This is a genomic window from Alkalihalobacterium sp. TH-98 (genome assembly GCF_057473385.1).
Window position 1 is genome coordinate 36948 of the sequence record NZ_JBYCKM010000036.1, and the last position, 23177, is coordinate 60124.

The 23177-nt window shown below is 37.1% G+C and carries 15 protein-coding genes; all 15 read left to right on the forward strand.

Annotated features, from left to right (window positions below; all coding sequences use genetic code 11):
- Positions 1-173 precede the first annotated feature (173 nt).
- Positions 174-1181 (forward strand): UDP-glucose 4-epimerase GalE, encoded by a 1008-nt coding sequence (galE, locus tag AC2VNP_RS13245; RefSeq protein ID WP_486917776.1) that lies wholly within the window; start codon positions 174-176, stop codon positions 1179-1181.
- A gap of 76 nt (positions 1182-1257) precedes the next feature.
- Positions 1258-1563 (forward strand): hypothetical protein, encoded by a 306-nt coding sequence (locus AC2VNP_RS13250; RefSeq protein ID WP_486917777.1) that lies wholly within the window; start codon positions 1258-1260, stop codon positions 1561-1563.
- Positions 1564-1864: 301 nt separating this feature from the next.
- Positions 1865-2983, forward strand: a complete 1119-nt coding sequence (locus AC2VNP_RS13255; protein WP_486917791.1) for a glycosyltransferase — start codon at positions 1865-1867, stop codon at positions 2981-2983.
- A gap of 219 nt (positions 2984-3202) precedes the next feature.
- Positions 3203-4351: a glycosyltransferase gene (locus AC2VNP_RS13260; RefSeq protein ID WP_486917778.1), complete on the forward strand. Its 1149-nt coding sequence runs from the start codon at positions 3203-3205 to the stop codon at positions 4349-4351.
- A 21-nt stretch (positions 4352-4372) separates the two neighbouring features.
- Entirely contained in the window at positions 4373-5158 is a 786-nt protein-coding gene (locus AC2VNP_RS13265; RefSeq protein ID WP_486917779.1) for a glycosyltransferase family 2 protein, read from the forward strand.
- A gap of 250 nt (positions 5159-5408) precedes the next feature.
- Positions 5409-7286, forward strand: a complete 1878-nt coding sequence (locus AC2VNP_RS13270; protein ID WP_486917780.1) for an ATP-grasp domain-containing protein — start codon at positions 5409-5411, stop codon at positions 7284-7286.
- Between the two features lie 282 nt (positions 7287-7568).
- Positions 7569-8345 (forward strand): ABC transporter permease, encoded by a 777-nt coding sequence (locus AC2VNP_RS13275; RefSeq protein ID WP_486917781.1) that lies wholly within the window; start codon positions 7569-7571, stop codon positions 8343-8345.
- 11 nt (positions 8346-8356) lie between these two features.
- A complete protein-coding gene (locus tag AC2VNP_RS13280) occupies positions 8357-9880 on the forward strand; it encodes an ABC transporter ATP-binding protein (RefSeq protein WP_486917782.1) in 1524 nt (507 codons plus the stop codon).
- Positions 9881-9914: 34 nt separating this feature from the next.
- The gene (locus AC2VNP_RS13285) at positions 9915-12452 is read left to right on the forward strand and encodes a glycosyltransferase (RefSeq protein ID WP_486917783.1); all 2538 of its coding nucleotides are present in this window, start codon (positions 9915-9917) and stop codon (positions 12450-12452) included.
- Positions 12433-15123, forward strand: coding sequence for a glycosyltransferase (locus AC2VNP_RS13290; protein WP_486917784.1), 2691 nt, complete (start codon positions 12433-12435; stop codon positions 15121-15123). The genes AC2VNP_RS13285 and AC2VNP_RS13290 overlap by 20 nt, the downstream gene beginning before the upstream one ends.
- Positions 15124-15137: 14 nt before the next feature.
- Positions 15138-16667 (forward strand): ATP-grasp fold amidoligase family protein, encoded by a 1530-nt coding sequence (locus tag AC2VNP_RS13295; RefSeq protein WP_486917785.1) that lies wholly within the window; start codon positions 15138-15140, stop codon positions 16665-16667.
- A 46-nt stretch (positions 16668-16713) separates the two neighbouring features.
- A complete protein-coding gene (locus tag AC2VNP_RS13300; RefSeq protein WP_486917786.1) occupies positions 16714-18357 on the forward strand; it encodes an acylphosphatase in 1644 nt (547 codons plus the stop codon).
- Positions 18358-18362: 5 nt separating this feature from the next.
- The gene (locus tag AC2VNP_RS13305) at positions 18363-20006 is read left to right on the forward strand and encodes an acylphosphatase (RefSeq protein ID WP_486917787.1); all 1644 of its coding nucleotides are present in this window, start codon (positions 18363-18365) and stop codon (positions 20004-20006) included.
- Between the two features lie 77 nt (positions 20007-20083).
- Positions 20084-21742 (forward strand): acylphosphatase, encoded by a 1659-nt coding sequence (locus tag AC2VNP_RS13310; protein WP_486917788.1) that lies wholly within the window; start codon positions 20084-20086, stop codon positions 21740-21742.
- Between the two features lie 259 nt (positions 21743-22001).
- The coding region (locus AC2VNP_RS13315; RefSeq protein ID WP_486917789.1) for a peptidoglycan-binding domain-containing protein at positions 22002-23177 on the forward strand (1176 nt) is incomplete at its 3' end.

Sequence of the window (23177 nt, forward strand, 5' to 3'; positions counted from 1 at the left end):
TCGAAAATAGAGCCTTTATGATACGATAAGAAAAGAATTTTTACATAAAAACCTAAATCGAAAATCCAATATTTACTACCAATGTGATAACGAACCGCACACATCAGAATGATAAATAGTGCATTACCCTTATATAAAAAGAAAAGGCAAATCCATTCATGGGAGTGATGGCAATGATCCTCGTAACAGGGGCAGCAGGATATATAGGAAGCCACATGTGTATAGAACTGCTTGAAGCAGGGTATGACGTAATTGCGGTCGACAATCTCTCTAATAGTAAAAAGGAGGCGCTAGACCGAGTTGAAGAAATCACAAAAAAACCAATTCCCTTCTATAAAATCGACCTACTAGAACGTGAAGCCCTTGAACAGGTATTTGTTAAACATAAAATAGAAGCCGTCATCCATTTTGCGGGATTAAAAGCCGTTGGCGAGTCAACAGAAAAGCCACTTCAGTACTATCATAATAATATTTCTGGAACGCTGGCCCTCTGTGAACTAATGGGGAAATACGGGGTGAAGAAGCTGGTTTTTAGTTCGTCTGCAACAGTATATGGCCAGCCGGATCGTGTCCCAATTTCAGAGGACTTCCCACTGAGTGCAACGAACCCTTATGGTCGCACGAAGCTAATGATTGAGGAAATCCTGCGCGACCTTTACGCTTCCGATCCAAGCTGGAGTATTTCCCTATTACGCTACTTTAATCCAGTCGGTGCCCACCGCAGTGGTCGGATTGGTGAGGATCCAAATGGTATTCCCAACAATTTAATGCCTTTTATTACCCAGGTCGCCATAGGGAAACTAGATCAATTACAAGTGTTCGGTGACGATTATGCGACGAAGGACGGCACAGGTGTTAGAGATTATATCCACGTCGTTGACCTTGCAAAAGGCCATTTAAAAGCGCTAGAAGAAGTAATGAAAACTACCGGATTAAACACCTATAACCTCGGGACAGGAAATGGTTATAGTGTTTTAGAAATGATTAAAGCTTTTGAAAAAGCATCTCAACGCGAGGTTCCGTATCAAATTGTTGAGCGACGCTCTGGAGACATTGCTTCTTGCTATGCAGACACGACAAAGGCAAAAACAGAACTAGGCTGGACAGCCACAAAAGGAATTAAAGAAATGTGTGAAGACGCATGGAGATGGCAAGTGAACAACCCGAATGGTTATGAATAAAACAATCTCTCCACATAATCGGATATAAGTTAGAATTTAAAACAACTCGTAGTGATCGAAAAAAGGAGAATTCCAGATGTCTTTAGATCGATGGAAAGCAGATATTGAATATGAATTAAAGCAAGTCAATAAATTACTAGAAGCAACGAATGCCGCCTTAGAAGAGCTAAAAACAAAGAAAGAGATCGTCGACGAAGTCTGCTTAGAAGTAGCCTCTAACCGCTTACAAGATAATGTCGGCTACATCTTCGAGCTACAAGAAGAGCTGCAAAAAAAGATCAATGACAAAACGATTGAATTAATCAAATTAGAAGAGAACCCTAAAAAGAAACAACTCCAATTATTATTAGAAAAGATCACAAAAAAACTCGACACAAAATAGTGACAGCGCCCAGCACCGCAATCGCGGTGCCAGGCACCTTCAACCCTTTACCGTATTGAAGGTGCCTGGCACCATTTTTTTTTATGTTTTTACCACGCACCTCTCCACCGAAATCTCTCTCCATCCGTTTACCACTACACCCAAACGATCATACTGGTAATACATCATAATAATATGGAAAACTGTGTGAATAAACCACGATTTTTATAGAGATATGCTATAATTATTTGTTGGAAATAGACAATTTCAGCCACAATTGAATCGTCAACAAACTAGTTTGGCGAGAAAGGTCGGTCATAAAGTGGGTAAGATAAAGGTATTATTTTTCATCTATCAAATGGGCGGAGGCGGTGCAGCACGTACGCTGCTCAATATTATTAATAATCTGGACCGAAACAAGTTCGCCCCGATGCTAGTAACTTTAAATATGAACGGTTCCTATGAAAAGGAATTAAAAGAAGACGTTAAGTTTATAAAATTAGAAACAACTAGACTCAGTCGCTCGATTGGGGATCTAGCGAATATCATTAAAACTGAAGAAATCGACATCGTATTTAGTACGATTCCAAGAGTGAATACGATTGCGATATTAGCTAACGCATTGTCACGTTCAAAAGCGAAAAACGTCATTCGAGAGGCAGATAATTTAGGCGGGAGCTTCCGTGAAAATCTTCAGCTGCTTGCATTTGGGATGGTATATAAACGCTCAAGTCAGATCGTCTCTTTATCCGAAGGGGTTAAAGAAAATCTAGTGAAGCGATATAAAATTAAGCCGCAAGATATTAGAGTCATTTATAACCCTGTAGATGTTGAAAACATTAACGAGCAAATCAACAAAGGCACTATCCATCCAGATCATCAAGAGATCTTTAATACGACAGATAAAATTATTATTACTGCAGGGCGCTTAGTCCCGCAAAAAGACCAACGCACGCTCTTAAACGCCTTTGCGAAAGTTAACGAACAAGAAAGCAGCCGTCTAGTCATCCTCGGTGAAGGGCCGCTAAAGGACGAACTTCTGCAGCAGGCTGCACAGCTCAAGATTGAAGATCGCATTCACTTTATCGGTTTTCAAAGTAACCCGTATATCTATTTTAGTAAAGCAGATTTATTTGTCTTAACGTCCATCCATGAAGGGTTCAGCCACGTCATTGCTGAAGCGTTAGCTACAGGGACTCCCGTCGTCTCGACTGACTGTAAATCAGGCCCTGCAGAAGTATTAGATGGTGGTGTATACGGGGCGTTGTGTCCGGTCGGTGACGTAGATGACTTAGCGATAAACATGCTGCGCATCCTCCAATTCAATAAAGAGGACCGTGCAGACATCATCTCGAAAGGCCGCATGAGAGCTAGTCACTTCGATGCGAAACAAATTGTGAAGCAATACGAAGCCGTGTTTCTTGATACATTAAAAAAATAACGCTCTATAGAGGTCTTGTCCTTTATTGAAAGGTTACAAGTATCTGGGGCAGAAACACTCACATCAAAAGAACAGATGGGTACAAGCTTTCACTTAATAAAACAGGTGGTGCCAGAAGCCCTCATCTAGAAGAAGAAAGGTCAAAGCCCTCAAAAGCCCTAAAAGAAGAAACAGAAGGGGACAGGCGATTCGCAGACCCCTATAAGGAAGTGTAAATCAATGCCTACGACGAAAAAAGTTGTGCATATTACGACTGTACATCATCCGCTCGATCCGCGGATTTACTATAAACAATGCCAATCGCTGCAGCAAGCAGGCTACGATGTGACCTTAATTGCACCCGAAGGCGATCAGGTCATCCAAGACAGCAACATACAGGTCGTCCCGATCAAAAAGCACAAAAATAAGTGGCTGCGAATGCTGCTGTCTTCGGTACAAGCCTATAAACAAGCACGAAAGCTAAATGCAGACTATTACCAGATCCATGACCCAGAGCTCCTGCCAGTGGCGTGGCTGTTAAAAAATAAACACAATGTCGTCATCTACGACATTCACGAAGATTACGAAACAAGCATTATGCAAAAAGAATATATCGCAAGGCCCCTACGAAAATTCGTAGCGAAAACGTACCGCTTCATGGAGAAATTCTTTTCGAAAAACCTCGAGCTCATACTCGCGGAAAAATACTATAAAGAAAAGAACCCGAGTGGGACGTGTATTTTAAACTACCCGCTCTTAAATGAAAAAGTCATCCATCACGAGGTAAACGAGCAACCTGCAGAAAATAAATTGATATACACAGGTAATGTATCGGTGGAGCGTGGGGCGCTCATTCAAGCGAGAATCCCGCAAATCGCCGAAGGCACATCCGTCCACTTTTACGGAAAATGCCCAAAAGCATTAGCTGATAAAATGTACGAGCAAGCGGGCCCACGTAAGGACCAGTTACACATTCAAGGAGTTGACAGCTACGTTCCGAAAACGGAGATTGACCAAGCATATGCCTCCACCAAATGGTTAGCAGGAATTGCGCTGTTTCCACCAGACGAGCATTACTATAAGAAAGAGCTGACAAAGTTCTTTGAATACATGAGCTTCGGGCTTCCGATTATCTGTTCTAACTTTCCGGTGTGGAAAGCGTTTGTCGATCAGCATGCCTGCGGGATTGCGGTCGACCCTACGAACGAAGCAGAAATTAGGCAAGCAGTTGTATATTTACAAGAAAATCCAGAACAAGCGATAAGAATGGGTCAAAATGGTAGGCAGGCAGTGCTAGAGCAATTAAACTGGGTTAGAGAAAAGGAAAAACTTTTGCTTTTTTATAGAGAAAAAGGTAGTAAAAAACAGAAATATCCATTGGAGATGTAATGCATACTCAAATCTAAATTAATGGTGATCATTTTGAATAATGAAAACAACGTACCCCTAGTATCAATCATTACACCGGCTTATAACTCTGAGAAGTTTATTGAAGCAACTATTCAGTCTGTATTATCCCAAACATACACAAACTGGGAAATTTTGATTGTTGATGATTGTTCTAAAGATCGTACAATAGAAATAGTAACAAGGTATAAAGAACTAGATGAGAGAGTCAAATTGATTCGACTTAATGAGAATAGTGGACCGGCTGTTGCTCGTAACACAGCTATCAAGCATGCCAAAGGTCGCTATCTAGCATTCTTAGACAGCGATGACCAATGGTTGCCGGAAAAATTAGAAAGACAATTGCAATTCATGAACGAAAAGCAGGTTGCTTTCTCCTTTACCAAATATAAAGTTATAGATGAAAGTGGTATAGAAACAGGGTTAGTTTATGATGTTCAAGAAAAAGTAACGTATGAACAACTTCTAAAAAACAATACAATTGGCTGTTTAACTGTAATGTTAGACAAAGAGAAAATTGGAATAATTGAGATGGTTAACATCCGCACAAGACAAGACTATGTTTTATGGTTAGAGCTTAGCAAAAGAGGTTTTCCTGCCTTCGGGTTAAAAGAGGTATTAGCTCAGTATCGAGTAGTAGAGAACTCTGTTTCTAGCAATAAAATTAAGATGGCAAAACAAAATTGGTTCGTTTATCGAAAAATAGAGAAATTGAATCTTTTAAAAAGTGTTTGGTACTTTTCCCATTATATCTACTATAAAGTAATGAAGTATATGTTTAAGAAGTAGTATCACTCCAACAATATTATGTAAAAATATCAAAAATATCTGTTTTAGTGTAAAAAAATATTACTAAAGTTTTGCTTTCACTATGTCTTAAAATGTATTTTTTTGATAGAATATGCTCATAAATGATAGACATATATAGAGATAGTAACTATACTCTACTTTAGAACTATACTTCGTAATACGAATGAAATAATAGAATTTATTACCATAAAACTCAGCGTTAAAATTTTTTAGTTTAGGGGTTGTAAGTATGGGTACGTTAATGTTAGAAAAAGGAAATACAGTTGAATGTTCAGACAGTCAATCCGCGGGCTCTAATTGTTTAGACCATTTATCAAATGATGTAGTAGCAGGTATAGATAAAACAAAGTTATGTTCATATGCTGTTGCACTTGAAGGCTGGAGAAGAGGTCTTGAGCTAAAATGGTATACAAAAGAAGCAAAGGAATTTAAAGACTTTATCGTATTTGGTGTAAATCCACCGGGACGTCTTTTCTCTTTAAGTTCTGCTGATAAAACGCATTATTTCTTTAGAACTCGCGGGGACAAAGTAGCGAACGCAGCTGTCGAAATCTGTGCGGATAAGGATGATACGAAAATTTGGTTAGAAAGAGCTGGAGTGCCGGTCCCTCATGGTAAGAAGTATACTGGTGAGGACAGTGACAACCAAATACTAGCTTCTGCTGAAACGATAGGTTTCCCTTTAGTACTTAAGCCGACAAATGGTAGTTTAGGTGATGGAGTAATTACAAACATTAATACAGTAGAAGAGCTAGAGAGATCATTGATTTATGTACGCCAAGATCTCGGTTATTCTGATGTAATTATAGAGCAGTTCGTGCCTGGACAAGAATATAGAGTTTATGTTGTAGGCGGCAAGGTGATAGCTGCTTATAATCGTATTCCAGCAAACATTGTTGGAGATGGTGAACATACAATTGAAGAGTTAATTGATAGAAAAAATGAAGAAAGAAAAGCTAACCCTAGGCTAACAAGTTGTCTTATTGAGAAAAATCAAGAAATCGATAATTATATTAGTAAATTAGGGTATGATTTAAATAGTATTCCTCCAATGGGCGAAAAAGTTTTCTTATTAGAAAAAAGTAACGTGTCATCAGGGGGAGATCCAGTAGATTATACTGACGAGTTACCAAAAGAGATTAAAGATATTGCAATACATGCGGTAGATGCAATTCCAGGGCTACTCCATGGCGGGGTTGATATAATTGTACAGGTTAAACCAACTGGACAAATGACAGGAGTTGTAATCGAGCTAAATCCTACTGCTCAAATTGGGGGAAGCTTATATCCAGTACAAGGCAGTGCACGAGATATCCCAAAAGCGTTAATAGATTACTATTTCCCTGAAACAGTAGGTATTGAGAAAACAAGTCTATATTTTGATATGAAAAAAGTTTTACAACCGTTAAATAGTCGTGCTGCGCTAGAAGTTAAGGTAACACCGGCTCCAAGAGGAGAATTGCTTGCTAAAAGATATGAGTTAGAAGGTAACTTTAAAGGCTTGACATATCACATGTGGTTAAGAAAAAGAGTCTTTGAATCTAAATTAAATGGTCATGCTAAAACGCTAGCAAACGGTAACCTTGAAGTGGTTATTGCTGGAGTGAATCAGGAAGTTGTAGAAGAGTTTAAAAGTGTTTTTTCCGAAGAACAGGATAGAGCAGAAGTTACTAATGTTGTTGAAATGAACTGGGAGCAACCAGTTAAAGTTGGCTTTGAGATAAGTGAAGGAGCAGCTTTAAAAGTTAAGTTAGAAAAAGAACTACAAAAGCAAAAAAAGGCAGTAAAACGAAAAGAAAAGCTAATAAGTAAAAAGAACGCTGAAATTAGAAAAAAAGACGAACAACTAAAAGTTATGGAAAAAAGCATAAACCTAGGACAGACAGAGCTAGAAAAGGCAGCAAGATATTCTATTAAATACAAAAAGGTTAAGAGAGAAATAGAAAAGGTAAAAAGAGAAAAGCAAAAGCTTATTAATGAGTGTCAGCGTTTAGAAAGAAAATATGTCATGATTGAAAATAGTCGTTCGTGGAAACTCACATCACCTATTAGAGGGTTTCTTGATATCGTAAAACGTGCAGTTCGAGTTAAGACTTCATATAGGTAAAAATTATAAATCCGATTAATTTCTAAAAGACCACCAGTTAAAGCTAGTGGTCTTTCCTATTTTCATTTTTAATCCAAAAAGCACCTTCATATACCTAGTACCTAGATATATGGGGTTTTTAATATTATAATGTATCATGAACTTTACATAAAAAATTGTGAATATATGTGTACGTAGGTATATAGAGGGTAAAAATTATAGAAAACTGTGCAGACTATATTGTATTAATAAATGTAGACTAGTTGAGGTTATTAGAACATCTAGGTGGTGTTGTTTTTATTTATGCAAAGTTATTTATCCGAACTTATTAAACGAAAAGATTTATTGTTTTATCTTGTTAAATCTGGATTAAAGGCGGAACATCGTAACAGCTATTTAGGTTATTTCTGGTGGCTTTTGGATCCATTATTAAATGTAGCTGTCTATTACTTCTTGGTCTCTATTATATTAGGGAGAGGTGGAGAGAATTACGCCGTTTTCCTTGTAATTGGTTTAATTGCCTGGCGATGGATTAACACAACAGTAAATACATCGGCAAGATCGATTACGAAGTATTCATCGATCATTAATCAAGTATACTTACCGAAGTCAATTTTTCCATTTTCTTTTACATTCACACAGCTTTTTAACTTTGCGTTCGGCCTTCTCGTTGTTGCGTTATTTTTAGTGTTTTATGGGATAGTTCCAGGTTGGTATATTGTATATTTACCGCTGATAATTTTCGTCCAGCTTTTATTTCTCATTGCTGTAAGTTTATTTTTAGCGTATATTACCGTCTTCATTAGAGATATTGATTACGTGTTGACCCACTTCACTCGATTACTTTTTTATGCCTCACCAATTATCTGGGAAGGCAGTCGTTTACCTCCAGAATATAGATGGATTGTAGAAATAAACCCTATTGCGGTACTGATCAATTCTTACCGTGATATCTTAATGTACCAGAAGGTTCCAAATATCGTGGGTCTACTTGTAATAGGGATTATCTCGTTTTTTGCCAGTGTTGCTCTATTATATTACTACAGTCGGAATGAACATAAAATTATTAAAGCATTGTAGAGGTATAAATTATGATAAAAGTAAAGTTGAACAGTGGAGAGATTACAAAAGAGCCTATAATTGAAATGGAAAGTATCGGGGTTTCGTATAGAAGTGGTCCAAAGAGAGATGATTATAAGTCTAAAGCCTTGGGACTGTTTAGAAAAAATCAAGATGAAGATAAAAAGGTTTGGCCGCTAAGGGATATAACTTTTGAAGGATATAAAGGAGAAATCTTAGGTATTATTGGATCAAACGGTGCAGGTAAGACTACACTTTGTAAACTAATTACAGGAATCTTACAAGCAGATGAAGGTTCTCTAAAGGTTGACGGAAATGTAACAGCTTTATTCTCATTAGGGATGGGGTTTCAAAAGGAATTAACAGGAAGAGAAAATGTTTACCTAAATGGGATGATGTTAGGTGTAGAAAAGGCAAAGATCACCCAATACCTTCAGGAAATCCATGACTTTTCAGGGTTAGGAGATTTTTTTGATCAACCAATGAAATATTATTCAAGTGGTATGAAGGCTAGATTAGGATTTAGTGTTGCATCGCACTTAGAGCCTGAAATTCTAATATTAGACGAAGCCTTGAATACAGGAGACCGCGAATTTAGTAAAAAGGCTGCCAAAAGAATGCAGGAACTTGTAAAGAAAGCCAAAATGGTCATCCTTGTGACTCATAGCCTTAATTTTGCACGAAGAAATTGTGATCGGTTGGTTTGGTTAGAAAAAGGAAAAATTCGAGAAATAAGTGATCCTAAACAAATCATTGAAAAGTATAAAGAGACGATGCCCCCTAAAAAATCAAGGAAAAGAAAATTAGAATTAGAAAAAACAGATACAATTATAAGAAATAATGTCGTTGTAAAAGCTGAGGATGTTGCTGTGACCTACCAATTGAAAGGAAAAGATTTCTGGGCACTTCAAAATATAAATTTTGAAATTAAAGAAGGAGAAGTTGTAGGAATTATTGGACATAATGGAGCGGGCAAAAGTACATTAACTAAATTACTAACAGGAATTTTACATACAGAAAAAGGAAGCTTGGAGCTAAATGGAAAAACAACCGCACTTCTTGGGTATGGGACCGGGTTCAATGAACAATTATCTGGTAAGGATAATATCTTTTTAAATGGTATGTTGTTAGGTATTCCAATGGAGAAAGTGAAGAAGGATTACCAAAACATTGTTACTTTTTCGGAGTTAGAAACATCGATAGAAAAACCGGTAAAGCAATATTCCAGTGGAATGAAAGCAAGACTCGGCTTTAGTATTGCTGCAACCTTGCAACCAGATATCTTTATTATTGATGAAGCGTTATCAACAGGGGATATGGCATTTAAACAAAAAGCTAGTGAGAAAATTCAAGAGATGATGGAACAAGCGAAGGCTGTTATAATCGTAACACATAGTATGAGTTTAGTAAGACAATTATGTACTCGTGCTATTTGGTTGGAGAAGGGGCAAGTGGCTTTCGATGGGGAACCTGACGAAGCAGTAAAACGTTATCAAGAACACGTTGAACAAAGGAAAGGGCCCCTTAGGAAGTAATCTGAGTATCTTAGATAAGGCGGCGGTGTGAATTATGCTTCGATTAGTTAAAAAAAGCGTTATTGAGGGAACGGACTGGTTTCTTTACCGTTTTTTAAAAACAAAACATAAAGAGAAAATTGCTAACCTGTTGACTCAAAGTCAAAAAGAGAAATTAAAAAAACTTATAAACCCTGGAAAAAAACGCACTCAACTTAGAAAGATTGAACAAGTAAAATATCGATTATATAACTTAGGTTTCATAGAAAAAGGCAAGGCTGAATTGATAAAGTTTTTTAACCAAAATGATGATCTGTTTTTAAAACGACTTGCAGCTTGGGAATTAGCTGTCTGGCATGCGAACCAGTATAATAGAGATGGAGCTAAGAATTGTCTGAAATTTATAGAAGCAGCTATAAAAGATGAGAAAGATTTAGACGCCCTGCGCAGAGCAGCAATTCTAAAAGCTGAAAGTTATCAAATCTTAGGTGATAAAATCCAAGCTAAAGATCTGATAGTAGAACAATTGAAAATACAAGGACATATCGACCTATATCTTGCTGCAGCGAGTCTAGCTGATGAATTGGATGAAAAGGTGAACTGGATCAATAAAGGTATGTATCTATATGGAGTGCCTGGAATTGTCATAGAGGATAAAGAAAATCAGTCGGCCTATGATCGAATAACGGTGGATACTGAGAACATGATAAAATCTAACATTACCTTTGCTAAAAAAGTTTCAGTTATTATTCCAGCATATAATTCTGAGACTACGATTGGTACTGCGATTGAATCGATGTTAAACCAAACATGGAGCAATTTAGAAATACTAGTTGTAGATGATTGTAGTTCTGATGAAACGAAGGCAGTTATTCAACAATACGTAGAAAGAGACCAACGTGTTCACTTATTAACAACGGAAAAGAATGGGGGTGCCTATGTAGCAAGAAATGTTGCGCTAAAGGCAGCCACGGGTGACTATGTAACGATTAATGATGCAGATGACTGGTCACATCCGGAAAAGATAAAGGCTCAAGTTGAACACCTAGAGGAAAACCCTAATATAATCGGTAATTTCTCGCAGCAAGCTCGTGTTACCGAAGACCTAAAATTCTACCGTAGAGGCAAACCAGGGATCTATGTTTTTGCAAACATGTCTTCATTTATGTTCCGTCGGAAAGAAGTGTTTGAGAAAATAGGATATTGGGACAGTGTACGCTTTGCTGGAGACTCTGAATTTGTCAAGCGAATTAAGCTGATTTTTGGGGAGAAAACAATTACTGAGGTAGCAACAGCTCCCTTATCATTCCAACGTCAATCGGAAAATTCGCTAACGGGAAATTCAGCCTTTGGATTTCCGGGCTACTTTATGGGGGCAAGAAAAGAGTATGCTGAAGCACATGAAAGTTTCCATAAAAAGAGTGAGAATCTGAACTATCCGTTTCCGCAAATAGATAGACCGTTTCCTGTTCCTGAACCAATGTGGCCTTATAGGGAACCGAAAGTAGAGGGACGCCGACACTTTGATGTCATTATTGCCTCTGAGTTTCGTTTGCTAGGCGGCACTAATATGTCTAATGTTGAGGAAATAAAAGCACAGAAAAACCTTGGTTTACGGACAGGCCTCATTCAAATGTCACGTTACGATTTAAACTCCGTGACTGAGGTAAACCCGAGAGTTCGAGAGTTAATCGACGGTAATCAAGTAGCACTATTAGTTTACGGAGAAAAAGTGAGTTGTGACGTTTTAATTGTCAGACATCCTCCAATTTTGCAAGACTGGCAGAAGTATATTCCAGATGTCGCAGCAAAGCATGTTCGTGTAATTGTAAACCAACCGCCAAAACGTGATTATAGTAAAGAAGGAACAACTTTATATCAAATGGAGCGTTGTGTAAAGCACCTAATAGAGTATTTTGGTCAATCAGGGAAATGGTATCCAATTGGACCATCTATAAGAAAGACTTTACACGAGCATCACTCAGATGAATTGAACTCAGTTTCATTAGCTGATGAAGATTGGGTGAATATAATAAATGTACAAGAATGGAAAAGAGCAAAACGAGAAAGCCATAGAGAAAAAATTCGAATAGGACGGCATTCAAGAGATCAATATGTAAAATGGCCTGAGGATAAAGGGGAACTACTGACGATCTACCCAACTGCAAAAGAATACGAGATCTATGTTTTAGGCGGAGCCAAAGCACCAAAGAAAGTTTTAGGAGACCTTCCGTCAAACTGGACTGTTTTTGAATTTGGGGAACTTCATCCAAAAGATTTTCTTGCGCAACTTGATGTATTTGTATACTACACTCACCCTAAATGGGTAGAGGCATTTGGAAGAGTAATATTTGAAGCGATGGCAGTAGGAGTACCGGTCATTATACCACCAAGCTATGAACCGTTATTTGGGGATGCAGCGATCTATGCCGAGCCTCAAGCTGTCCAAGCTAAGATTGAACAGCTTATGAGCGATCAAGATGAATATGAGCGACAAGTAAAGAGTGCTCAAGCTTATGTAGAAAATCATTTTGGTTACACAAAACATGCCTCTAGGCTGGAGGAATGCATGCATGAAGAAAACACACAGTAAAGAGGACCAACTTTTAGAGGTCCAAAATCGAAACAGTAACCTGGCAACTAAATTGAAAGAACTCGACCGAAAAGTGGAACAGGCAAAAGAAAAGAACGTAACAACGAAGCAAGAACGTGAGAAAATAGAAGCAGAATACAGATTGTTAAAAGAAAGCCAAGTATGGAAGTTAATGAGTATAGTAGTTAATATAAAACGCCAAGGTAAACTCATTGTAAAAGTTCTATCGGGTAAAAGATCAGTTAGAGATGTATTAAATAGATCACATCAAAAGAAAAAGGCACATCAAAGGATAAAGAAAGTTAAGTATAGTTTGTATGAACTTGGGTTTACTCAAAAGGCGCTAGAAGAATTAGAAAATCTATGTGCCAAGTCTGATAATCGGTATATACGGCAATTTTCTGCCTGGGAGTTAGCATTATGGAACGCCAATCAATATCAAGAAAACTATGCAAAAAAGTGCCTCGAGCTGTTAAAGATTGTTGCTAAAGGGGAAAGCTCTAAGGAGTTTTTAAGGAAAATAGCAATCATAAAAGCAGAAAGCTATGATATATTAGGAGAAATTGACGAGGCTAAAAAAGTCATTAATCAGGCGCTAAAAATGGAAGAACATATAGATCTATACTTTGCATTAGCAAACCTTGAGTTATCTTACATAGATCGCTTGAAATGGATTAACAAAGGTTTAGGTATAAAAAATATAAAGCAGTTACAAGAGAACGAAACAAAAGCCGGAACTTTTTATGACCGTTTAACTGTTAAAATAAATGACACTAATAAAAGCGAACAAAAAAAAGGTCCTAAAGTGACAATCATAATCCCAGCATACAATGCTGAAAAGAGTATAACAACTTCGTTAGACTCTATCCTTGAACAGACTTGGACAAACCTTGAAGTCATTGTAGCCGATGACTGTAGCACAGATGGTACGGTAGGTGTTGTACAAGAATACATGGAGAAAGACGATAGAGTTAAACTGGTATGCAATAGAAGAAATAGTGGAGCATACGTAGCAAGAAACGAAGCCTTAAAAGTGGCTACGGGTGACTATGTAACAATTAATGATGCGGACGATTGGTCCCACCCGCAAAAAATAGAGCATCAAGTAACACATTTAATTGAAAATGAATCAATTGTTGCAAATACAAGTGAGCAAGCACGAGCCACGGAAGGCCTCAAGTTTTACCGACGAGGAAAACCTGGAGAATACATTTTTGCCAATATGTCTTCTTTAATGTTTCGTCGTAAACTTGTAATGGAAAAACTAGGTTTTTGGGATAGTGTAAGATTTGGGGCTGATGGTGAATTTAAAAAAAGACTCAAAATTATTTTTGGAAAAGACGCAGTAATTGATTTGAAAACAGGGCCTTATTCATTTCAAAGGCAATCTGAAAACTCACTTACTGGTAATGAAGTATTCGGTTACCATGGCTTCTTTATGGGTGCAAGGAAGGAATACACAGAAGTGTATGAGCAACATCATAAGAGTGGACAAGATCTTTATTATCCATACCCCCAGGTACAACGCCCATATCCTGTACCTGAACCGATGCGGCCAAAACGGGAAGAGAAAACAAAGGGACGTAGACACTTTGACGTCGTAATAGCTTCAGAATTTCGTTTACTTGGCGGGACGAATATGTCAAATGTTGAAGAAATTAAAGCACAGAAAAGGTTGGGACTTCGTACAGGGCTCATTCAAATGTCGCGCTATGACCTTAGATCGGTTAAAGAAATTAACCCAAAAATACGAGAATTGGTTGATGCTAATCAAGTAGAAATGCTTGTTTATGGTGAAATGATAAGTTGTGATGTATTAATTGTAAGGCATCCGCCGGTTTTACAAGACTGGCAAAAATACATCCCGGATGTTGAAGCAAAGCATGTACGCGTTATTATTAACCAGCCACCCAAAAGAGAGTATAGTGAAAAAGGGACTACCTTATATAATATCCACCAGTGTTCAAAACACTTAAAACAGTATTTTGGTAAACAAGGGAAATGGTTTCCGATTGGGCCGGCAATTAGAGAAACCTTGTATGAGCATCATGCAGAAGAGTTAAAAACGATTAGCTTAATGGACGAAGATTGGGTAAATATAATTGATGTAAAAGAGTGGGAGAGAGCAACTGTCCCTCAAAATGACAATGCGATTCGTGTCGGGCGCCACTCCCGAGACCAATATGTCAAGTGGCCTGAAGATAAAAATGAATTGTTAATGATTTACCCAAATAATGAAGAATATGAGATCCACGTATTAGGTGGAGCAAAAGCACCTAAGAAAGTGTTGGGAGAATTACCGAGTAACTGGCGGGTCTATGAATTTGGTGAATTACATCCGAAAGACTTTCTAACGCAGCTAGATGTGTTTGTGTATTACACACATTCGAAGTGGGTAGAGGCGTTTGGGCGTGTAATATTTGAAGCGATGGCTGTCGGGGTACCAGTAATTATTCCACCAAACTACCAGCCGTTATTTGGCGATGCAGCGATCTATGCTAATCCAAATGAAGTTGTGCCAAAGATTAAAGAACTAATGTCTGATCGACAAAAATATGAACAACAGGTGAAAATTGCCAAAGATTCTGTAGAGAACCAATTTGGATATACAAAACATGCTTCAAGGTTGGAGGAATGCTTTTTAGATAAGCACTCTTTTCATTTAGATTAATAAGAGGTGATGATATGGCAAACGATGAAAGAAAAGACCAACAAGGCTTGGAGAAAAAAAGCATATGTGAAAAGTCAAATCAATCATCTCATGCACTTTCTATTGATAAGGAATTAGAGAAGGAAAAAGAGAGGGGAAATACACTCCTTTCAGAGGTATTAACTAAGGAAGAAAAACTACAACAAATAGAGCGCAATGAAAAACGCGATCAAAAAGAAATAAAAAAAATAAAGCAGAGCTTGGCTTGGAAATATAGTTTCCCCCTACGTAAAGTAATAAGTTTCACTGAAAGAGCGAAAACTAAGGTCAAGTCATTATTTTCCATTAAAGAGTATGAAAAGCTAAAAAAAGATCATGAAGACGTCCAACGTTCCAATTGGGAATTAAAACAAGAACTTCAAAAAATAAACCGAGAGTTAAATAGTCTTAAAGATCCGTCTAACTTAATAACTAAGAAAATCACGGAAAAAGTTAGTCAAGAGCTTCATATTAAGGCAAAGAAAGCGAAAGAAAATGGAGAAATTATAGAATACATTGATTCTTTAGTGTGTAAAAAGACTGTGGCTGCAGCCTATTATGCTGAAGCCTTAACTAAAACTGCGCGTCTATACAATAAAGAAAAGCCAGATAATAAGGGAATTATATTCGGGCAAGTCTTAAAAGGGTTTCAAACCGAAGGAGTACCGGAATTTTTAGTTAGGGAAGCAGAAAAGGAAAGTAAGCTGTCTTTAAAGGTAGCTTCTTCTTTTAGTGCAGCGCTAAGTATGCGTGCAAGAGTGAGACAACTGAGAGAAAATACGCCAGAGAATATTCTAGATAATAAACTAACCGGGTACCACTTTGTTGATCAATTCAACATCAGAAGACCTTGGATAAAAAAAGATAAATACCAATGGATGAACCTCCCTAAAGATAGTGGAATTGTCATTAAACCTTATGAGGGAGCAGGTTCTAGAGGAGTTTACCTTGTCTTAAATGAAAGTGAAATTCACGATGTTAAACGATCAGAAAAGTTAAACACATGGGATGCACTTAAAGAACATATGAAAATGGATTTAGAGCTCGGTTGGGTAAGTGCCGATAATTGGATGGTAGAGGAGTTAGTTTTAGGAAATGAAAGAGAGCGAACTCCCGCAAAAGATGTAAAATTCTATTGCTTTTATGGAAAAGTAGCTTTAATTTTGGAAATTACCCGATTTCCATATATAAGCTATTGCTGGTGGACGGCAAAGGGTGAGAGAATAAGTACTGGCAAGTATGAAGAAGATTTATTTATTGGAGAAGGTGTTACGCAAGACCAAATAAATTTAGCTGCTTCAATAAGCTCTGAAATTCCAGTACCATTTATTCGTATTGACTTTTTAAAATCCAGTCAGGAGCTTATATTTGGTGAATTTACACCGAAACCCGGTAATTATGATGAATTTGATAAGCTTACCGACCAATGGCTTGGTGACTATTACTTAGAAGCAGAGGCTCGACTAATTGAGGACTTACTAAAAGGTAAACAATTCAATAGATATAAAAATTTAACCGCGAATTGATATAGACAATAGAATTCACATTTGATCGTTTTTAGGAGGAAGCACGATGGTGCAAGATAACAGAGAATGGCTCCCTCATCTCACACCAATGGTAGTAGAAGATGCAAGAGGTCCAGAATTAGATGCATATGCAATTGCCCTAGAAGGATGGAGAAGAGGATTAACACTTAGGTGGCATACGAAAGATTCAGAACGTTTCACGGACATGAAAACGTGGTTTGTAGACAAGCCTGGGAAGTTATTTTCCTTAAGCTCAAATGATCGCACACATTATTTCTTTAGAACTAGAGGAGATATTGTGACGAACGAAGCTGTAGAGATTGGTTCAGATAAAGAGAAAACCAAACACTATCTTCTAAAGGCTGGAATATCGGTTCCAGAAGGTAAAAGGTTTGATAAAGATACAGAAAATGAAGAAATAGTTAAATATGCTTCTACGATTGGCTTCCCAGTTGTTTTGAAACCGACAGATGGAAGTTTTGGACGTGGGGTTATTACTAATATTCAAAATGAAGAAAGGCTAAGAGAAGCCCTTGTTCATGTACGCTCATTTATGAAGTATCCAGATGTTATTTTAGAGCGTTATATAATAGGAGAGGAATATCGAGTTTATGTGGTAGACAATCGTGTAGTTGCCGCGGTCCATAGAGTACCAGCGAATGTCACTGGTGACGGAATAAGCTCAATCCAAGAATTAATAGATGAAAAGAATAAAGAACGAGAACTAAATCCTCGTCTGATAAGTTGTTTAATAAAAATAGATCAGGAATTAGTAGACTTCGTTAATTCTAAGGGCCTTACATTAGAAAGTATACCTGAAAAAGGTGAACAGGTATTTTTAACGGATAAAAGTAATATTTCAATAGGTGGGGACCCAATTGATGTATTGGATAAAATGCCATCAATGGTTAAAGAAACTGCTGTTCGTGCAATATCGGCAGTTCCAGGCTTGTTCCATGGTGCTGTAGATTTAATGGTTGAGAAAGATCGAGGTATAGAAAACGGAGCGGTAATCCTTGAACTTAACCCAACAGCTCAAATAGGATCCCTATTATTTCCTATGAAGGGACAGGCTCGTGATGTACCATCAGCAATTATTGATTATTATTTCCCTGAAACAGCAGAGGTTATCACAGATAGGTCTAAAATTTACTTTGATTTTCTAGATGTAATAGAGCCTTTACGCTCTAAGGCATCAACAGTTACAACAGTATCGGCAGCACCAGTCGGAGAAATTTTTACTAAGAGGTATTTGGTCTCTGGAGATGTACAAGGTGTCGATTACCATCGGGGATTGAGGAAGCGTGCATTTGAGCTTAACTTAAGTGGCTATGTCAGTATTCTAGAGACAGGTGACATCGAAGTCATTGTTGCTGGTACTAATATACAAAATCTGGATAAATTCAGACAAGCGTTACTAGAAGATCCCGAAAGATCGACTGTAGAAGCTATCAAAGAGGAGCCTTGGAGTGGTGCGGTCAAGGTTGGTTTTGACGTAAAAGCAGATCTAAAAACTCAAGTCGAACAACTAAGGCTAATGAAAAAAGAGATGGACGACTTACTAAAAGAGTTCAAAGTTATAGAACGTGAGCACAGAAAGTATTCAAAAAGCTTTTCTTGGCAAATAACAATGCCATTTCGTAAGTTAGCAGACTTATTTAAATATATAGTACGTTCTCTGAAAAGGTGATTAATTTGGAAAATACTGAAATCATTACTTTACCTCATCTTACAAATGAAATGGTTACAAGTGCGCGTAAAACAAAATTATGTGCATATGCGGTAGCCTTAGAAGGATGGAGAAGAGGTCTTACTTTAAAATGGTATACAATTGACTCAGGAAAATTTGATAATATGATTACATTTGGAGTAAACCCACCAGGACGGTTGTTTTCTCTCAGTTCAAACGAAAGAACCCATTACTTCTTTAGAACGAGAGGAGATAAAGTCACAAGTGAAGCTGTAGAAATTGGAGCCGATAAAGATGAAACGAAACTTTGGCTTTCTAGGGCTGGAGTTCCTGTACCAGAGGGAGACAAATTCGAAGCAGATACCCCTGATGAGGAAATAGTTAGGTATACAAACACGTTAAGATATCCAGTAGTCCTTAAGCCGACAAACGGTAGTCTCGGTAATGGAGTTATTACAAACATTAAAGATGAACAATCCCTTCGCAAAGCACTGATCTATGTACGTCAAGAGCTTGGTTACGGTGAAGTTATTGTCGAGCGATTTTTTCCAGGAGAAGAGTATCGAGTGTATGTCATTGAGGATGAAGTCATTGCTGCGTATAACAGGTTACCTGCCAATGTAACAGGGGATGGTGTCCATAATATAGCACAACTGATTGATATGAAAAATCAACAGAGAAGAAAGAACGCCCGTTTATTTAGTTGCCTAATTGAAATTGATGAAGTCACAATAGATTTTATTCGATCAGCAGGTTACACACTCGACAGTATCCCGAAAAAAGGAGAAAAGATTTTACTGCATGAAAAGACAAATGTTTCAGCAGGTGGAGATCCAATCGATGTAACAGATCAGTTACCAAATGAAATTAAACAGATTGCAATAAATGCGGTCAAAGCTATACCAGGTTTATTTCATGGCGGTGTAGATATAATTATAGATAACAATAAACCTGTAAATGAATCAGCGGTAGTTATTGAATTGAATCCAACTGCCCAAATCGGCGGAATATTATTCCCGCTTAAGGGGCGGGCACGTGATATCCCGTCAGCAATCATTGATTACTATTTTCCTGAGACTAAATCGGATGATCAAGAAAAGTCTATGGTTTACTTCGATTTTAATACGGTCCTAGAACCATTACAAAATCGATCAGCAGTAGAGGTGCAAGTTGCACCGGCCCCTATAGGGAAAATGTACTCTAAAAAGTACATTGTATCTGGTGCAGTGAAACGTGTGAGATATTATGAATGGATTAAAAAAGAAGCTTTAGATAGAAGTTTAAATGGTTTCATTAATAATTTAGGTAGTGGCGAAATCGAAGTAGTCATTTCAGGTACAAGTAAAGAAGAAGTAAATAACTTCAAGGAAGTATTTACGAAAAGACCGGATATTGGTGAAGTGAAACATATAAGGGAAGAAGCCTGGAAAGCACCTGTGAAGGTAGGTTTCGAAATAAGTGAAGGTTTTAATGCATCAAGTACTCGATCGGTAGAAGCAGGATTAAAAAACTTAGAAAAAGAACTAAAAAGAATACAAAAAGAAAAAAACCGACTTAGTAAAGAAATTCATAAGATAAAAAACAGTAGGTCCTGGAAGATGACGTTCTTTATAAGAAATTTAAAAAATTTAATAAGGAAACCGGTTTAATCACCTGATCTGGCATAGCATATTAAATTTAAAGGTAAGGTTATTCATAATATGTCGATGGAAAAGGAGGGTCAGATTTGGTTGAAAGAAAAGACTACATTATAAATCGCTTAACAAATAAAGAGATGTCTGGTGTTCGCGGGTTTAGCCTTTGTGCCTATTTAGTAGCATTGGAAGGCTGGAGACGAGGGTTAACCCTTAAGTGGTATCATACCCCTGGGAATGTAACAAATATAAAAACCGTTGGCTTTAACCCCCTAGGAAAAACGTACTCCCTAAGTCTTGGTGAAAAGCGACACTTTTTTAACCGGTCAAGAGGAGATCTAGTAACAAATGAAGCTGTAGATATTTGTAATAATAAGGAAACAACGAAAGAACTTCTCTCACTAGCACATATTCCAGTTCCTGAGGGGAGAAGGTTTTTGGTCGATACTCCTATAGAGGAAGTTACTTCTTATGTTGCTGAGTTAGGCTTTCCTATAGTTCTTAAGCCGACAACGGGAAGTTTAGGCAAAGGTGTATATACAAATATTGGAGATACACAAGAGTTATATGGTGCTATTGAAAGTTTACGAACAGAATATGACTATAATGAATATCTTATTGAAAAGTTTATACCTGGAAATGAGTATCGTGTATACGTTGTGAAAGATGAAGTGATAAGTGCTACTCTTAGAATCCCGGCGAATGTAACTGGGGACGGCAAAAGCTCAATTAATACTTTAATAACTAACAAGAATGAGGAGAGAAGGGATAATCCTTATTTATTTAGCAAAATGATTAAAGTAGATAATGAGGTTATGAAGTCTTTAAATAAATTAGGCTACAATCTTGAAACGGTTCCTGAAAAAGGAGAAGTAGTTTACTTAAGGCAGAAAAGTAATGTTTCTATGGGGGGAGACCCTATAGATGCAACAGATGAATTATCTTCAGACGTGAAAAAAGTTGTTGTAAATACATTAAAGGCGATTCCTAACCTTTACCACGCTGGGATCGATATTATTATTGACCCTGAAAATCAAAATAAGTGTACGGTGCTTGAAATAAATGCAACTGCTGAAATAGGGTTGCATTTATTCCCACTATTTGGAGCTTCAAGAAGTGTCCCAGCAGCAATTATTGATTTTTATTTTCCAGAGACTGTAAACCCAACAAAACCAAACAAACTGTACTTTGATTACCGAAAGATAAAGAAATTGATTGAGAATAATGCAATAAGTGAAATTGAAGTAAAGACCTTGCCAAAAGGAGAATTTTACGCAAAAAAGTATATGGTGTCTGGTAAAGTCCAAGGTGTTGGATATAGAAAGTGGGTAAAAAAGTGGGCCATTCAATTAAACATAAATGGTTACACTAAAAATTTAGAAAATGGAAAAGTTGTTATTGTTGCTGCAAGTGTAAATTTGAAGGACCTCGAAGACTTTAAAGGTTATTGCTTAAGGGGACCGGAAAATGCTGAAGTAGTGAATATTAATGAATACAATTGGGCTAACCCAGTGAAAGTTGGTTTTGTAATAAAGAACAAATTACAAAGTGAAATAATTGACGAACTAAATTTACAATTAAATACCCAATTACTTTTGAATGAAAAAGCAGGTCTCAAAAGTAAAGAGTTACAAGAAAGGTATAACAAGTTAGAAAAACAGTATTCGGCAATTCAAAATAGCCGTACTTGGAAGATGACTGCTTTCTTACGAAGAATGATGGATATGTTAAGGAAATCGAGTAGTAAGTAATGAGATTATATTCTACATAAGAAGGTACCTGTATTAATCAAATAAATAGAGAAATGTTGTTAATAACGATCACTAAGTAGACTGTCTATATATATCAGACAGTCTATTTTAGTGGTTATCTTACCTGTTACTAGTGAGTGTGAAATTTCTCATCCATTTTGCAATGAAAAACTTTCTTATTATATTAAATAGTTGATTATTTTAACCGATATTAATATTGGTTTTAAAAAAGAGAAAACAATAAGGAGGTGAAACTAAAATGAAGGTAAGAAAATGGTTATGGATAGTTATAGTAGTGTTTTTCCTATCCCATTTTAGTCCACTAGAAGTTGAAGCAATTAAAACAGAAAATACCGATGTTCAATTTGGTGGGTTAGAAGAAGTTGAGCATGAACAGTCTAATAGTGAAACAGTAGAGGACTTATCTCAGGATAATCTCATGGAAGAAGACAATCTGGACTACTCTACAAATGACGAGATCCACAATCTAGAAGAGCAGGAATTAATTACAGATATACAAGAAGAAAGACATGATATAAAAGAGAGCGATAATGAAAAGACTGACCAAAAAACGGAAATAGAGCAGGATGACTCTCAGTTAACGATACTTTCAGTGCAAGGAAACGATGTACTTCAAGTCGGTGTTTCGGATGATAGTGTTATAGATTTAAAGGAAAAGTTAACTCGTTTAGGGTTTGGCGGTATGATCATCAATCGTAATTACGGTTCATTTACCGCACAAAAAGTAAAAGAATTTCAAGAATATTATGGACTGGTGCCTAATGGAATTGCAGATAGAAAAACTCAAGATAAAATAAATGAAATTTTATCATCTCCATTTCAATTAGGAATTAGACATCATGACACAACACAATTAAAAGAAGATTTAAATAGAATTGGGTATGGCAGAATAATAATAAATACCTTATATGGTTCCTATACTGAAGACCGTGTCAAAAAACTCCAGTTAGATCATGGATTGAAAGCACATGGTATTGCCGATGAGAAAACATTAGCTGTTATAGACAAATTACTTGATCAGGTAATGAATGCTCTTCAAGTAGGTGATGTAGATGATAGAGTCGTAGAATTGAAGAAGAAGTTGATACGCCTTGGTTTTGGTGGAATGCACGTTACTCGAACTTATGGTTCTTTTACGGAACAGCGAGTAAGGGAATTTCAATCGTATTATAGATTGCCTGTAACCGGAATTGCCGATGATCAAACTTGGGGAAAGATGGAAGAGGTTTTAGCGAGTAATCTTCAAGAAGGAAACCGCCATAGAGATACAATAAAGTTAAAAGAGGATTTAAACCGCTTAGGATTTGGCGGTATCGTCATCAGTGATCTGTATGGAAGTTTCACGGCACAACGAGTAAGAGAGTTTCAAGCCTATTACGGTCTAGCCGTAAGTGGAATAGCGGATGAACGCACA

Excerpts from the sequence above, each read along its gene's own strand:
- galE (WP_486917776.1), top strand. The coding sequence starts at position 174 with ATGATCCTCGTAACAGGGGCAGCAGGATATATAGGAAGCCACATGTGT.
- AC2VNP_RS13250 (WP_486917777.1), top strand. The coding sequence starts at position 1,258 with ATGTCTTTAGATCGATGGAAAGCAGATATTGAATATGAATTAAAGCAA.
- AC2VNP_RS13260 (WP_486917778.1), top strand. The coding sequence starts at position 3,203 with ATGCCTACGACGAAAAAAGTTGTGCATATTACGACTGTACATCATCCG.
- AC2VNP_RS13265 (WP_486917779.1), top strand. The coding sequence starts at position 4,373 with ATGGTGATCATTTTGAATAATGAAAACAACGTACCCCTAGTATCAATC.
- AC2VNP_RS13270 (WP_486917780.1), top strand. The coding sequence starts at position 5,409 with ATGGGTACGTTAATGTTAGAAAAAGGAAATACAGTTGAATGTTCAGAC.
- AC2VNP_RS13275 (WP_486917781.1), top strand. The coding sequence starts at position 7,569 with ATGCAAAGTTATTTATCCGAACTTATTAAACGAAAAGATTTATTGTTT.
- AC2VNP_RS13280 (WP_486917782.1), top strand. The coding sequence starts at position 8,357 with ATGATAAAAGTAAAGTTGAACAGTGGAGAGATTACAAAAGAGCCTATA.
- AC2VNP_RS13285 (WP_486917783.1), top strand. The coding sequence starts at position 9,915 with ATGCTTCGATTAGTTAAAAAAAGCGTTATTGAGGGAACGGACTGGTTT.
- AC2VNP_RS13290 (WP_486917784.1), top strand. The coding sequence starts at position 12,433 with ATGAAGAAAACACACAGTAAAGAGGACCAACTTTTAGAGGTCCAAAAT.
- AC2VNP_RS13295 (WP_486917785.1), top strand. The coding sequence starts at position 15,138 with ATGGCAAACGATGAAAGAAAAGACCAACAAGGCTTGGAGAAAAAAAGC.
- AC2VNP_RS13300 (WP_486917786.1), top strand. The coding sequence starts at position 16,714 with ATGGTGCAAGATAACAGAGAATGGCTCCCTCATCTCACACCAATGGTA.